The organism is Methanobrevibacter intestini, from assembly GCF_047402955.1.
GTDB lineage: Archaea > Methanobacteriota > Methanobacteria > Methanobacteriales > Methanobacteriaceae > Methanocatella > Methanocatella intestini.
The window spans coordinates 1400980-1415000 of record NZ_CP187956.1; the positions used below are offsets into that span (position 1 = coordinate 1400980).

Here is a 14021-nt window from a genome sequence, read left to right on the forward strand (position 1 = left end):
TTATAAATTACAAAATATATAAAGTTTATCATGGATAATCATTATAGATTTTATAATCGTTTTTTAGTTAATATTTTATATTATTTATGTTGCTAAATGATGTATATTGCTTTGTTTTGTAGTTACTTATAATAATTAAATAGTCATATAACTATTAATATTATGAATAGGTGGGGGAGTTTATGAAAGTTTTAATTATTACTGGAAATTTAGCATATCCTTTAATTAAAAATGTTGTAGCTAATGCTAATGTTGAGGTTATAATTCATATAGCTGATAATACACAGGTAGCTGCATTTTTAACTCCTAGAATTATTATTAATGAAATAAAAACTCATTTTGCTAATCAGTTAGATGAAATTGATATGATTTTAGTTCCAGGTTTAATAAAGAAAGGAACCAGGGAAATAACAAAAGAATTGGGAATTCCTACTTTTAAAGGTTCAACTGACGGAGCTGATTTGGCTATGGTTTTAAATTTAATTGATCAAATTGAATTGTCTGAAGATAAACCTGCAGATAAACTAATTGAAGAGGAAAAAAGAAAAGAAGCTTTAAAATTCATTGATGATTTTGAAAATGATGAAAAAACCATTGAAAAATTATTGGAAAAACCTAATAATATTCTGGTTGGAAATCTCCCGGTAGGTGAAGATTTTCCAATGAGAGTATTGTCTGAAATAGCTAACGCCCCATTTTTATCAAAAGAAGCTTTAATTCATAAATGTCAGTATTTTGTTGATTCGGGAGCTGATATGATTGATATTGGTATGGCAGCAGGTGAAGATTTTTCAGATAAAGTTCCGGAATTGATTGATACATTAAGGCCAATTGTTGGAGATAGGCCATTAAGTATTGATACATTAAATGCAAAAGAAATTGAAGCAGCTGCAAAACATGGTATTGATTTGGTATTAAGTTTGGATTTGGGAAATAATTCTAAAGTACTTGATATTTTAAAAGAAACTAATACTCCGGCTGTTTTGCTTCCAACTAATTTTTCAGAAGGTTTCACTCCAAAAACTCCTGAAGAAAGAGTTGATGCAATGAAACAGCTAATTGAAGATACAAAAGGCATTGATTATGTTGCAGATTTAATTTTGGACCCTGTAAACAGCAGCAGTATTGTTGAATCAATTATGGCCTGTTTCGAATTTCATAAAATAAATAAAGCACCAATGTTTTTCGGAGTTGGAAATGTTACTGAACTGATGGATGCAGACTCTGGAGGAGTCAATGTTCTGCTTGCAGGAATAGGGATGGAATTAGGTGTAAGTATATTATTTACTCCAGAAGAAAGCGGAAAAACAAGAGGCAGTGTTTATGAATTATCAACTGCATCTAAAATGATGTTTTTAGCTAAGCATAGAGGTTCTATTCCAAAGGATTTGGGAATTAACCTTGTTGCATTTAAAGATAAACATAAACGACTGGATATTATTGAAACTGAAACTGATGGAGTTCCGGAAGTTAAACAGACCAAACCTATGAAATTTGTAAGAGACAAGGCAGGGAGCTTTAAAATCAGTGTTGATTATGGAACTACAGTTAAAGCCAGCAGAATTATAGCTACACATTTTAAAAAGAACAAAGCTGATTTGGTGATTGTTGGAGATACTGCAAAAGAAATTTATGAAGAAATAATAGATAAAAAACTTGTAACAAGAATGGAGCATGCTGCATATTTGGGAAGTGAGCTTCAAAAAGCACAAATAGCCATGATTACTGGAAAGGAATATGTTCAGGATTTTGATTTATTTAAAAATCCTGATGAATTCAAAACTTAATTGGATTCACTATCTGCACTTTCCTGAACACTTTCTCCACTATCTTCACTTTCACCAGCTACTTGGGATGGTTCTTCAATTTGACTGGAGCCACCGGAATCAATAGAATTGGAACTGTCATAAGAAATTTCTGAATTATCATTTCCAGAGTCGGTATGTAAGTTAATGTTTCCAAGTGTAAAAATTCCAGTAGCAACTATAATAATCATGATTAATATTATAATAATTGCATTTTCTGTTTTCATAATTCAACCTCATTATCTATTATTTCAAAACTTTTAAATAAATGCATCATTATACTTGTAATTATATATAAAATAAAGAAGGTTTGATTGTGCAAATTGACGATTTATCTGTTAAAAAAATTGACAAAATTCTTTTAAATGAAAATTATGTCCCGGATAACGAGATTTCAACAACATTATATTTATCTTTTTTACTTGGAAAACCAATGCTTATTGAAGGACCTCCAGGTGTTGGAAAAACACAGTTAGCTAAAGTAATAGCCAGTGCTTTTGACATGGATTTCTTTAGGATTCAGTGTTATGAAGGTATTACTTTTGAACAAATTGTTGGAGAATGGAATTATCAAAAACAATTGCTTCACCTTGAAGCAGCTAAAAACGAGTCTGATAATGAAGAAAAAATATTTCATGAAGAATTCTTTATAAGACGTCCTTTATTAAATGCTTTTTTAAATGAAAAGGATTCTGTTTTACTTATTGATGAAATTGATAAAGCAGATGAGGAAGTTGAAAGTTTTTTACTTCAGGCATTAGGTGAAAAAGAAATAACTATAAATGATTTAGGAACATTCCAGTTAGCAAATGATTTAATTGTTATTTTAACTTCTAACTCTCAAAGGTCTTTACTTGATGAAACTAAGGACAGATGTTTATTCTTATATATTCCATATCCTTCAGTTGAACGTGAAATTGAAATTGTTAAATCAAGACTTCCTGAAGCTGAGAATGAAACAGTTTCAAAAATAGTTAAAATAGTGCATGAGATACGTAATCTTAATTTAATGAAAAAACCGTCTGTAAGGGGAACTGTAGATTGGGTTAGATCAGTTTCCAGTTTAGGTACTAAAAATTTCAATAAATCTTTAGAGGATAGTATTGGTGTTGCTATTAAAACTGAAAGTGATAAAAAAAGAGTTTTAAAAGACGTAATTCATAAGAAATATTAATTATAATGATATTATGATTGATAAAGTTGCAGAATTGTCTCATCAGTTAAGAGAAGTAGGTTTACCTGTCAGTATTAGGAGTACACACTCAGCTGCTCAAGTTTATCAGGATTTGGGCGAAAATGATAGAAATCTTTTAAAAACAGCCTTAAGAGCAATTTATGTTAAAGATAAGTATGATATTCCTAAGTTTAACAAGATTTTTGAAAATGTTTTCAAAAAAGAAGCCCGAAAAAAAGAGGTTCTTGATGCTGAACAGAGAGGTAAAGCTTACAAAGGAACAGGACCTAAATCCAATAAGTATATTATTAAAAAACAGGGTAATGTTTCTACAAAACTCAAAAAAGAAAAAATTAACAATGAAAAACTGAAACAGTTATCAGGCCAGCCTTTACTTGATGAAGTTCAAAAACTTGAAAGAGACGGGGAATTATTAAATAAGGATTTGACAAAACTTAACAAATTCGATCCAAGAATGCTTGAAATCTGTCAAAGATTAGGTAGGAAAATAGCTAATAAACGTTCAAGAAGGAAAATCCAGACAAGTTCAAATAGAATAGACATTAGAAGAACCATAAGAGTAAATATGAAATATGGCGGTGTTCCTTTTGAACTGATTAAGGCTAAACCACGGCCTCACAAAAATGAACATTTGTTTCTAAATGATATCAGCGGGTCCTGTGAATGGATCAGCAGCTGGTTTTTCATGTTGATGTTTTCAGCTCAAAGTGCATTTAAAAATTCAAGAACTTTTGAATTTGATAATAAGGTTATTGAAACAACTAAAGCTTTAAAAGAAGAGTATTTAATTGATGCATTTACAAAAGTTAAAGATATGAGACTTAAAAATGCAATGGTTCATGGAACATCTAATATGTATACTTCATTTGAGAAATTTATGGATTTGGCTAAGTTAAATAACAAGTCTTATGTTATTATACTGTCTGATTGCAGGGATTGGGCAGGACCTAAAGTAAAAGGTGTTCCGGCCAGTGTAGATTTAGTTGGTGAAATGGTTAAAAATTCTAAAAAAGTTGTAATATTAAATCCTGAAGACAGAAATAAATGGGATATTGTAGATAGTTGTGTTTCATTATATGAAGATGCAGGTGCCCATATATTTGAAGTAAATACTTTAAATCAATTAGCTCAATTTGTAGAGCAAATGTAGGTGTAGTTATGCAGTGCAGTAAATGCGGTAATTCGCAGGTTATTATTAAAAAACACCAATCCGGTCAATATTTATGTAAGGATTGTTTTATTGAATCAATTGAAAAAAAAGTTATTAAAACAGTTAAAAAGGAAAAATTATTGGATAAGGGAGACAAAGTTTTAGTTGCACTTTCAGGAGGTAAAGACAGTGTAACAACTTTGGAAATCTTGAACAGTTTCCGTAAAAGAAATATTATAGACATCTGTGCAGTAACTGTTGATGAAGGAATTGATAACTATCGTCAGGAAGGTGTAGATATAGCTACCCGTCATGCGAAACGTTTAGGTATTGAACATAAAGTAGTTTCTCTTAAAGAAGAACATGGTATAACATTAGATGAGATAATGCAAAAAGAGAATCATATTGGATCCTGCAGTTACTGTGGTGTTTTTAGAAGAACTATAATAAATAAGGCTGCCCGTGAAATGGGAGCTACTAAAATAGCTACAGGTCATAATTTGGATGATGAAGTTCAGGCCATTATGATGAATTATCTTGAGGGAAATACTGATAATTTAACTAAGTTAGGTGCTAAAACATCTTCAAAAGCTAAAGAATTCACAGTTAAAATTAAACCTTTACGTGAAATTCCGGAAAGGGAAATAGGTTTGTATGTAGTTGCAAAAGAACTGGAAGTTCATTTTGACAGCTGTCCTTATGCACAGCAGTCATTTAGAGGTGAAGTTTCAGATTTGATAAATAAACTTTCTGAAAAACATCCTACAATAAAATATTCAACACTTAGGGGATATGATAAGATTAAGGAAGCTATTGGTGACGGTTTTAAAAAAACTTATCCTCAGTCAAGGTGTGAAAGGTGTGGTGAACCTTCAGCCAACAGATTATGTAAGGCATGTACATTTTTAGAGGAATTGGGAAAGTGATAATATGACATTTACATTAAAATTTAAAGATATTGATGAGAAAAGAGACATACCAAAAGAAAATTACACAATTAAAGATTTATTAAATGATTTGGAGTTATCTTCACAAACTATTGTTCCAAAACAGAACGGGGACTTGGTTATTGAAGAAAGTGAAATCCGAGATGATGATGAAATACAGTTAGTTCAAATTATTTATGGTGGTTAAGTGAAAATCAACTATGAATGTGGTGCATGTTTTTTAAGACAGGCAAAAGAGGCTATGGATTTGGCTAGTGATGATGAGGACCTTAAAATAGAACTTATGAATGATATTTTCACATTTTTAAGTTCTAATTTCTATAAAACAACCAATTCAAATAAAACAGGTTCAGTTATTCATAACATGATTCAGGAAAAAACAGGCTGTGAAGATCCATATATTAAAGAAAAAATTGCAGGTAATCAGATAGCTTTAAAATATTTGCCGACAGTTAAGGAAGTTCTCAAAAAGAATAACAGTTTGGAAAACTATGTGAAAATAGCTATTATAGGGAATATTCTGGATTTTGGAGCATTTACTATAGATACTGATGTTGGAAGTTTAATAAGTTCTGCTTTAGAAAGAGATTTGGCTGTTAAAGATATTGATGAGTTTGAAAATGCCTTAAAAAAATATGATAAAGTATTGTATTTAGTGGATAATACTGGTGAAATTGTATTTGACAAACTTTTACTTTCTAAAATGAAGCAGTACGACTTGGATATTACAATAGCTGTCAAATCAAGACCAATTATAAATGATGCATGTATGGAAGATGCAGTCAATGTGGGATTAGATGAATTTGGAGAAATTGTTGAAATAGGTGCTGGAACTGTCGGATATGTGGACAGTGAAATTTCAGAGGAATTTAGAGAAATTTTTTCATCTCATGATTTTATAATTTCTAAAGGAATGGGAAATTATGAGGGGCTAACTGAAATAGATTTGTCATCTAAGGAAGTTTTCTTTTTATTATGCTCAAAATGTACAACAATTTCAAAAGATATTGGTGTAAACTTACATGATATGTTGCTTTTAAAAAATAGAAACTAATATATTTGATAATTTATTATAATATATTCATGAAAAAATGTAGTTTATATTTCATTATTTTCATAATACTTGTCATTATTGCATTAAGTGGATGGTTTTCAATTAATGGGGATTTTGAAAAAGAAGAAGCTTCCGAATCAGAGTTTAACATTATTGATACTGCAGGAACTTTGTCTGAAGCACTTCAAAAAGCTAAAACTAGTGATAAAGAAGTTTTTGCTGTTTTTGAATCAGATACCTGTACTTATTGTCATCAGTTAAGGCAGAACACCCTGAATGATGCACAAATTATGGATAAGCTTAATGAAAGTTATGTAGTTGTTATAATTAATGTTAATGACAATCCTGAAATAGCTGGTAAGTATAATGTTTATTCAACACCTACTATGCTTATTTTAGACAGTGAAGGTAATGAATTAAAGTCTATTGAAGGTTATTATGGTCCGAAAGATTTAATAAACATGATTTGAGGGGATATTGTGGAAATTGTTCTGGCGGTTTCTTTTATTACAGGAGTAATTTCAATTTTATCTCCCTGTATTTTACCCGTTTTACCTATTTTTATAGGATTTAATTTAAAAAAAAGAAAGAATACAGAGATCATTTCATTTGTTTTAGGTTTATTTGCTATTTTTGTAGTTATACTATTTGCAACAGTATATTTTACAATAGCTATTTATAAATACTTAAATTATATTCGAGTTATATCGGCATTTTTCCTGCTTTTAATTGGAGGATTTTTATTAACTTCCTGTTCCTGCAAGTTTCCAGCATTAACTTATAAAAGCAGAGATAATGCATTTATTTTAGGATTTCTAACTTCTTTATCATGGGCACCATGTTACAGCGGTTATCTGATTTCACTTTTAACATTGCTTGTAAGTTCAGGAAATCCAGTATTTGTAGCATTCAACATTCTTTTGTATTGCCTTGGTTTCGGATTAACATTATTAATCTTGGGATATATAATTTCTAACATTGATATCTCAAGGTTTGCTAAAAAAACTGAATATATTCAGAAAATATTTGCAGTATTAATTATAATTGGGGCTGTTTACATGTTAATAACTGCTCTTGGAGGAATTTTGTGAAAATAGGATTTATAGGTTTTGGAAAGGTAGCTAAAAACTTAACAGGATTGATTGACTCTGAAAATATTACTTTTTTAACATCTGCCCAAAACAGGTCAGAAAATACAATTGAAAATATGAAAAAATCAGATGTGGAAATTTTAGATACTTTTAAAGAGGTAGCTGCTTTTTCAGACATTTTAATTTCTGCTAATAGTCCCAGTCAGGCACTGGACATAGCTGCTGAATATGGAAAATATTCTAAAGGGATCTACATGGATTTAAATAATATTTCTCCTAAAACAACTTTAAAAATCAATGAATATGTGGATAATTTTGTAGACGGAGCAATTATCGGAAAAATAGATGCTGCAAATCCTGTATTGTATTTGTCCGGAAAAAACTTGGAAAAGCTGGATTTTCTGGATGATTTTTTGGAAGTTCACAAAATTAGTGAAAATCCAGGTGATGTATCTAAGCTGAAATTACTTAGGAGCATGTATACAAAGTCTCTTTCAGCTGTTTTAATGGAAAGCTTTGAAATAGCTGAAAATTTAGATTTGAAAGATGAATTTTTTGATATTTTAACTTTAACTGAAGGCAATGATTTTAAAAAAAAGGCTTTGTCAAGAATTAACAATACAAAAAATGCTAAAAAAAGAAAGGCGGAAGAATTAGAACAGATTATTGATTATTTTGAAAATCATGATTTAACAATGGTTAAAGCTTCTTTTAAAAAGCTTAGCCAATAGTTATATCAACTTTATATCCTTTTTTATCCTTTCTGATGCTGGCACTTGTCGGGATGAAGTTTGAATCCATAATGTATCTGAGGTAAGTCACTTCTTTTGCAGGTAATCTTAAATTGGTTTTAATCTTTTTACCTTCTGCTTTTAGCTGAACTGAAATTTTATTGTCTTTATCAATATATAAATCAGCATTCAGTCCTTCTGAAATAATTTTAGTTTCGAATTTAGTTAAATTTAAACCGGCACGAATATTTAAAGGAGGATTATCAACTTTAATATTTTTGCTTCTAAAGGTTTCATTGGCTGTTTTAGCATTTACTCCTTTTTCACTTTCACTTGCAACATACCATGCTCTATCAATTACTCTTTGAACTTTCTGACCTTCCGGAATAACGCCTTTTGCTTCATAACTTTTCATCAGGTCCATTACTTCTTTTTTAGTGACTTCTTCTTCAATAGCACTTACAGCCAGTCTTGTCATAACAGGTCCGTAATTAGCTCTTCTAAATACTGCCCAAATTGACTCGGGATCTCTGTAAACTCTTCTTTTAATTATTTCATTTATGGTGTTCCCGTTCAGGTAAGCTATCTTTTCAAGATTTCCTCTTGAATATGTATTCATTCTTTTATAAATTTCAGCCCAATTGCGCTGGCCGGGAATTCTGCCTGCAGCTATTTCATCTTCAAGAATGTCAATAGTTGTTTTTGGAAGTAATTTTCTGGTTTCTTTAGGAATTACCATATCATTATCTAAAATAGACTTTCTGATTTTTCTTCCGGAATATTTTTCTTTGTTAAACTCAGGAATCACATGATATTCTAAAGGAGATCCCAGAAATTCATTTAATGCATACCAGCGTATTTCATTTCTGTTGGGATAATTTTTAGGCATTCCAACGAAATTTCCCTCTTTAACAAATTTTTGAGCTTTGTTTTTAATTTCATCAAGTGAAATATGTGCTGATGTAATATAATCAGTAGCACCATCTTCATACATTTTATTTAATCTGATTGGAACACTATAAGATAAAACAAGTCTGTGATGAAGTCCTTCAAATGATTTTACTTCATCTGCCCCAAGAGCTAAAGCCATATCACGTCTGGCTTCAAAATTTACAAAAAATGGGCCGTGATTAGCACTGTATCCTTTATTTAAATATACTACTAGCTTTTTTTGCTTTTCATCAGCTAGTTTTTTTGCTTCTTTAATTAATTTTTCATGACCTTTGTGTACAGGGTCAAAGTCTGCACTAATAGCTATCAATTTCAACACCAAAAAAGAAAAAGTGGATGGGGATTAACCATCTATAATTTTTAAAACACCGGTTATTACTAACCATAATCCGATTAAAGTACCTAAAATAATAGGATCTGCAACGTAAGTACCAATGATTATGTAAACTAAACCTAATATTATTCCGCTTATACCTATATAAAATCCGAATCTTGCATGACGGTTGTTAACTAAAGCAACAACTCCCACAATAATCAGTACAATTCCTGCAAGATAAAGTGAAATTTCTGCAAGAAATGCAAATAGATTAGGATTGAATATTAAACCAAGACTTAAGAATAATAGTATAATTCCTAAAATTAAATCGATAATTGCTCCGGATTTATTATAATCTATAATAGCTACTCCTACAACAAGCAGATAAATAGAGATTAAAAGAACAGATAAACCTATTAAGGAACTAGTTCCAATAACACCAATCATTGGAAATGCGATGATTATTATTCCTAAAATGATAGCCAGTAAACTAACAAATTTATTTTTCATCTTTTTCCTCCGTATTAATTTTAATATTTTATATATTCATATATTTTTTCTTTAAAGTAGTTAAAATTATCCATGCAAAATTTTATCATACTGTTTGGATAATATTAATAATTATTGATTTAGCCGGAAATAGTGATATGAATTTTAAAAAATATATTAAGTATATTCCTTTTTTGATATTTTTAATGATTTTGTTGTGTTATCATTGGAAATTAGCAGTAGTTACTGCAGATTATCCTACTTTCCAAACAATAGTTTCAAAGCATCCTTTATGGTCATTAACTAAAGACGGATTTTTAAGCTACAGGTATGCAACTTGGAGTTCAAGGTCTCTTATAGAATTTGATGTAGGTATATTGGTATCTGTTCCTGCAGAAATTTGGAGAATAGTGGATTCAGTTATTTTTGTAGCTATTGCTGTACTGTTAAGTAAATTACTGGTTAATGATGATGAAAAAAGCTTCTTTTATAATTGTCTGGCTTGCTTTTTTGTAGGTTTATTCATAATATCTTTTTCTAAGATTTTGGAATCTGCAGGATGGTTAGCAACTACAACAAATTACATATGGCCAATTTGTTTTATATTGCTGCATTTTTATTTGCTGAAAGAATATGTATTTAAAAATAGGGATTTGTCTAAATTTAAAAAAATAGCACTATATCTGATTTTAATTGTCACATTAATGGAAGCTGTCAGCTCTGAACAGTTACTGGCAATGGTTGGTGGAGCATATGTATTTGTTATAGGTTACTGTCTGTATAAAAAGATTGAAATTCCGAAGGTGATTTATTTATTTGTAGGTTTAATAGTTTTGAATTTCATTTATGATTTCTGCTGTCCGGGAAATGTAAACAGGGTAAATGTAGTTACTAAACTTGGATTTCCAGATTATTCCAACTTCAATATTATAAATAAACTGGATGTAGGAATTAATTATTTCTTCAGCTGGATTTTAATGGCAAAAGACATATTTTCAGTAATTTTCCTTGCTTTACTTGCGGTTTATAGTTATCTGATATCTGATAAAAGGAAAATAATGCTGGTTACTTTTATTCCTGCTTTGATTGTATTGTTTTTTGCAGCAGCAGGTTTTGCAAATTTCAGTGATGTCTATAGCTATTTTGATTTGACTAATCTGAAATACGGTTTATTAAGTTTAGGATTTATAAGAATGATAAGCTGCAGTGTTCTCTATCTTATAATTGCATTGGTGCCGTTATATTCAGTTTATATGATTTATAAAAACAATAAAGAATTGGGTTATTTTATATTTGCACTATTGGTGCTGGGTTTCGGATCTGTGATTATTTCAGGTTTTACACCTTCATTAACAAGTGATGATAGAATATATCTGAATTATCTGTTTATAATGGTGATTTTGGATTATCTGCTGATTAATAAACTATTGGAATTTAAAAATAAAAATTAAATCTGATACTTTTATCATATCAGAAAAAAACACTTTTTTTAATATAATGGGAGATGTTTTACAGGTACAGCTGATTTATTCATATCTGCATTATTAACTTCGGCCAGCCATTTGTTTTTACAATCACAGTCATAGTCAATTGGAGTTTGTGTTAAGTTATTGGCTATTATCATGTGTTTTAAATCTTTATTGCATTTTTTACAATTGTAAGGACCACGTCTTGAACCGAAACCTGAAGTGTCAAGTAATGCGGGAATATTTAACTCTTTACGTACAGTATTTATAATTTCAATACAGCTCCAAATCCATGGTGGATGATATGCTCCTTTTCTCCACATTCTTTCAATTAAAGTTCCTCCATGTATTGTAGCCGGACAAAAGGACACTCTGTCAACATTATGGTCGGCACAGTATCTTGCAGTTTCAATAGCTTCATCAATAGCTTCTTTTTCATTTAAAAGAATAGGTTTTACAAAAATATATGCTTTGGATTTAAGATTATAACCTTTTTTGCTGTTTAATTTTTGAATTAATGAAACTGCTTTGTTGAAATCATCAAGAGTGAATCCCTTATTTATTTTTTTAAGTCTGGTATAATCATTGGAAGTTTCTAAACCCATACTAATTTCAAATAAAGTATCTCCGATAATATCTGTTATTTCATCAATGTATTCTTCCTTAACATATTCTGCTCTTGATTCAACTACAATTTCATGAACATTACCTAAATCCATTAAAATATTTAAAATTTCATCACGGGCATCTTTTGGAAGTTCACGAGGATTTAAAAAACTTCCTGAAGCAAATAATTTAACGGTTATCTTATCTTCTTCGTTAATAGGAAAACGGTTAAGGTGCTCTTTGAATATAGTTACTATAGTTTCGCTGTCAATCGATTCCAGTGTGCAGTCTGAAACATAGCTGCACATTGTACATCCTCCGCTGTCACCTATTGCCCAGGAACATCCTGGAGTAGGTAAAATAATAAACAGGGTTTTTGCAACTCCGTCATAAGTTAAATCATCATTATACCAGCTAGCAGCTACCTGATTAGGTGTTTTCGGATCTTTTCTCTCAAATGCCCTAGCTCTAATTTCTTTAGTTAAGTTTTCAATCTCCATTATATATACCTTATAATAAAATTAATATTAATATTTAAGGTGTTGATATAATTAAAAACTTTGCTAATAGTGATGATATAATTCTGAAAAAATACGGATTCGAAAATAAAAAAGTAAATTCAATTTTCAATAAACGAAAAGGGAAAAGAAATTTTAATCTCTTTTTGGAAGATTATACTATTAATCCCTATATGGGATGCTCATTTGACTGTGTATACTGTTATATAAATGGAAGCAAATATGCAAAGAAAACCAATAGCTATTATGTAAAATCCAATGCCTGTGATTTGGTTTATAATAAATTAAAGAAATTATCCAGAAATCACGAAAGAGCATTTTTGAATTTAGGTTCGGCATCTGATCCATATATGGAAATAGAAAAGGAATTGGAATTAACCCGGGAAATTTTAAAGATATTTCTAAGGTTTAAATATCCGGTACATATTATAACAAAATCTGACTTAATTTTAAGAGATATGGATATTTTAAAGAAGCTGAATGATGCAGCTGTATTGCCTGATGATTTGAAAAATTTGAAATCCAGAGTCTGCGTAACTTTTTCATTTTCAACAGTTGATGATGATTTAGCTAGTTTAGTTGAGCCAAATGCACCTTCACCTTCACAAAGACTAAAAGCAATGAATATATTAGCTAATGAAGGTTTTCATGTAGGCGCTGCATTAATGCCGATATTGCCCTATATAAATGATGATTCGAAAAATATTGAAAATTTTGTTAGGGTATTTAAGAAAAACAATGCAGGATATTTAATTCCGGGAGCACTGTCACTTTTTGGAAGCAGTGAAAATTCCTCCAGAATAAAATATTATAATTTTGTTAAAAGTAACTTTCCTGAAGTACTGGATGATGTAAAAGACTTATTTTATAATAAAGAGTATCCTTCAAACAGGTATCAGAATAATTTATATAGAAAAACAGCAGCTATTTGCAAAAAACAGGGTATTAAAACAACTATGCTTTAAAAAAATAAAAAAAGAAAAAATTAGGAGTTTAGAAACTTGCGATTACTTCTCCTAATAATTTGATGGATTCTTCTACATCTTTTCCGATTGGAGAACCAGCTACGTATTGGGTTACACCCATTTCAGCTAATCCTTCTACTTTAGGGATGAATTCATCAGGAGTACCTGCTACGGAGAATGCGTGGAGTAAGTCATCATCGATTAATCCGATAGCTCCACCGAAGTCACCTTTACCTAAGCAAGCACCGATTTTTTCGTTAATACCTTCAGGTAATCCGTGTCTGTCGATAACCATAGGAGGGGAACCAGCTGCAATGAAAGCAACAACAATTTTTGCTGCGTTTTTAGCTTTTTCAGAATCGGTTCCGATAGAAGTTGCAGTGTATGCACCTACATCAAAGTCAGCTACGTTTTTACCAGCATTGTCGATTCCTTTTTTAATAAGTGGTAATGCTGCTTCGTAATCTTTAGGGTTAGATGCGTTAATTAAAACACCGTCTGCAATTTCTCCAGCGGTTTCTAACATTTTAGGTCCTTGAGCACCCATGTAAATTGGGAGGTGTTCTTGAACAGCTTTTACTCCACCTAATGCTGCACCGGTTTCAGTTTTGTCACCAGCAAGTAAAGTGTTAATGTCAGCAATAGCAGATTTTATTGTGGATACAGGTTTTTCCCATGGGATTCCTAAAGCATCAAAGGTTGCTTTGTCTCCTGGACCAATACCAAAAGTAGCTCTT

At 30.6% G+C, this 14021-nt stretch carries 16 protein-coding genes (1 of these 16 running past the window's edge); 11 read left to right on the forward strand and 5 right to left on the reverse strand.

The genetic code is table 11. The annotated features are described in order from the left end of the window. Nucleotides 1–182 precede the first annotated feature (182 nt). On the forward strand, nucleotides 183–1787 hold the full coding sequence (locus ACMC9J_RS06445; RefSeq protein ID WP_019264485.1) for a dihydropteroate synthase-like protein: 1605 nt from the start codon (nucleotides 183–185) through the stop codon (nucleotides 1785–1787). On the opposite strand, the gene ACMC9J_RS06450 is transcribed toward ACMC9J_RS06445, so the two are convergent. Next, nucleotides 1784–2032 carry a hypothetical protein gene (locus ACMC9J_RS06450; protein WP_019264484.1) on the reverse strand — a complete coding sequence of 83 codons (249 nt, stop codon included), beginning with the start codon at nucleotides 2030–2032 and terminating at the stop codon, nucleotides 1784–1786. The two genes, ACMC9J_RS06445 and ACMC9J_RS06450, sit on opposite strands and share 4 nt — an antisense overlap. Before the next feature lie 89 nt (nucleotides 2033–2121). Here ACMC9J_RS06450 and ACMC9J_RS06455 point away from each other — a divergent pair, with 89 nt between their 5' ends. Genes ACMC9J_RS06455 through ACMC9J_RS06490 form a run of 8 tightly spaced genes read left to right on the forward strand, consistent with a single transcriptional unit; the run spans nucleotide 2122 to nucleotide 7973 of the window. After that, the gene (locus tag ACMC9J_RS06455; protein WP_019264483.1) at nucleotides 2122–2979 is read left to right on the forward strand and encodes an AAA family ATPase; all 858 of its coding nucleotides are present in this window, start codon (nucleotides 2122–2124) and stop codon (nucleotides 2977–2979) included. Between the two features lie 13 nt (nucleotides 2980–2992). Further along, entirely contained in the window at nucleotides 2993–4150 is a 1158-nt protein-coding gene (locus ACMC9J_RS06460) for a VWA domain-containing protein (RefSeq protein WP_019264482.1), read from the forward strand. 8 nt (nucleotides 4151–4158) lie between these two features. Then, nucleotides 4159–5076 carry a TIGR00269 family protein gene (locus ACMC9J_RS06465; RefSeq protein ID WP_427003083.1) on the forward strand — a complete coding sequence of 306 codons (918 nt, stop codon included), beginning with the start codon at nucleotides 4159–4161 and terminating at the stop codon, nucleotides 5074–5076. A gap of 4 nt (nucleotides 5077–5080) precedes the next feature. Then, a complete protein-coding gene (locus tag ACMC9J_RS06470) occupies nucleotides 5081–5284 on the forward strand; it encodes a MoaD/ThiS family protein (protein ID WP_019264480.1) in 204 nt (67 codons plus the stop codon). Then, nucleotides 5285–6151 carry a damage-control phosphatase ARMT1 family protein gene (locus tag ACMC9J_RS06475; protein WP_019267716.1) on the forward strand — a complete coding sequence of 289 codons (867 nt, stop codon included), beginning with the start codon at nucleotides 5285–5287 and terminating at the stop codon, nucleotides 6149–6151. A 29-nt stretch (nucleotides 6152–6180) separates the two neighbouring features. Then, complete coding sequence (locus ACMC9J_RS06480) at nucleotides 6181–6621, forward strand: thioredoxin family protein (RefSeq protein ID WP_019264478.1); 441 nt, start codon at nucleotides 6181–6183, stop codon at nucleotides 6619–6621. A gap of 9 nt (nucleotides 6622–6630) precedes the next feature. Then, nucleotides 6631–7242 (forward strand): cytochrome c biogenesis CcdA family protein, encoded by a 612-nt coding sequence (locus tag ACMC9J_RS06485; RefSeq protein ID WP_019267715.1) that lies wholly within the window; start codon nucleotides 6631–6633, stop codon nucleotides 7240–7242. After that, entirely contained in the window at nucleotides 7239–7973 is a 735-nt protein-coding gene (locus ACMC9J_RS06490; protein WP_427003084.1) for an NAD(P)-binding domain-containing protein, read from the forward strand. The genes ACMC9J_RS06485 and ACMC9J_RS06490 overlap by 4 nt, the downstream gene beginning before the upstream one ends. Here ACMC9J_RS06490 and ACMC9J_RS06495 read toward each other — a convergent pair. Both ACMC9J_RS06495 and ACMC9J_RS06500 read right to left on the reverse strand, forming a co-directional pair. Next, complete coding sequence (locus ACMC9J_RS06495) at nucleotides 7963–9243, reverse strand: adenylyltransferase/cytidyltransferase family protein (protein ID WP_427003637.1); 1281 nt, start codon at nucleotides 9241–9243, stop codon at nucleotides 7963–7965. The two genes, ACMC9J_RS06490 and ACMC9J_RS06495, sit on opposite strands and share 11 nt — an antisense overlap. Nucleotides 9244–9267: 24 nt before the next feature. Continuing rightward, entirely contained in the window at nucleotides 9268–9750 is a 483-nt protein-coding gene (locus ACMC9J_RS06500; RefSeq protein ID WP_019264474.1) for a DUF308 domain-containing protein, read from the reverse strand. A 137-nt stretch (nucleotides 9751–9887) separates the two neighbouring features. Between ACMC9J_RS06500 and ACMC9J_RS06505 the strand changes: the two genes are divergently transcribed. Continuing rightward, nucleotides 9888–11180, forward strand: coding sequence for a DUF6056 family protein (locus ACMC9J_RS06505; RefSeq protein ID WP_427003085.1), 1293 nt, complete (start codon nucleotides 9888–9890; stop codon nucleotides 11178–11180). A gap of 38 nt (nucleotides 11181–11218) precedes the next feature. Here the strand turns inward: ACMC9J_RS06505 and ACMC9J_RS06510 are convergent, their stop codons facing one another. Then, nucleotides 11219–12301 carry an archaeosine biosynthesis radical SAM protein RaSEA gene (locus tag ACMC9J_RS06510; protein WP_427003086.1) on the reverse strand — a complete coding sequence of 361 codons (1083 nt, stop codon included), beginning with the start codon at nucleotides 12299–12301 and terminating at the stop codon, nucleotides 11219–11221. A gap of 191 nt (nucleotides 12302–12492) precedes the next feature. On the opposite strand from ACMC9J_RS06510, the gene ACMC9J_RS06515 reads away from it, so the two are divergent. Then, entirely contained in the window at nucleotides 12493–13284 is a 792-nt protein-coding gene (locus tag ACMC9J_RS06515; RefSeq protein WP_427003638.1) for a radical SAM protein, read from the forward strand. A 28-nt stretch (nucleotides 13285–13312) separates the two neighbouring features. On the opposite strand, the gene mer is transcribed toward ACMC9J_RS06515, so the two are convergent. Then, nucleotides 13313–14021 carry the 3' portion of a 5,10-methylenetetrahydromethanopterin reductase gene (mer, locus tag ACMC9J_RS06520; RefSeq protein ID WP_019264470.1) on the reverse strand. Its footprint extends 257 nt past the window's final position, so only the last 709 of its 966 coding nucleotides appear in the window; its start codon lies beyond the right edge, outside the window; it ends in the stop codon at nucleotides 13313–13315.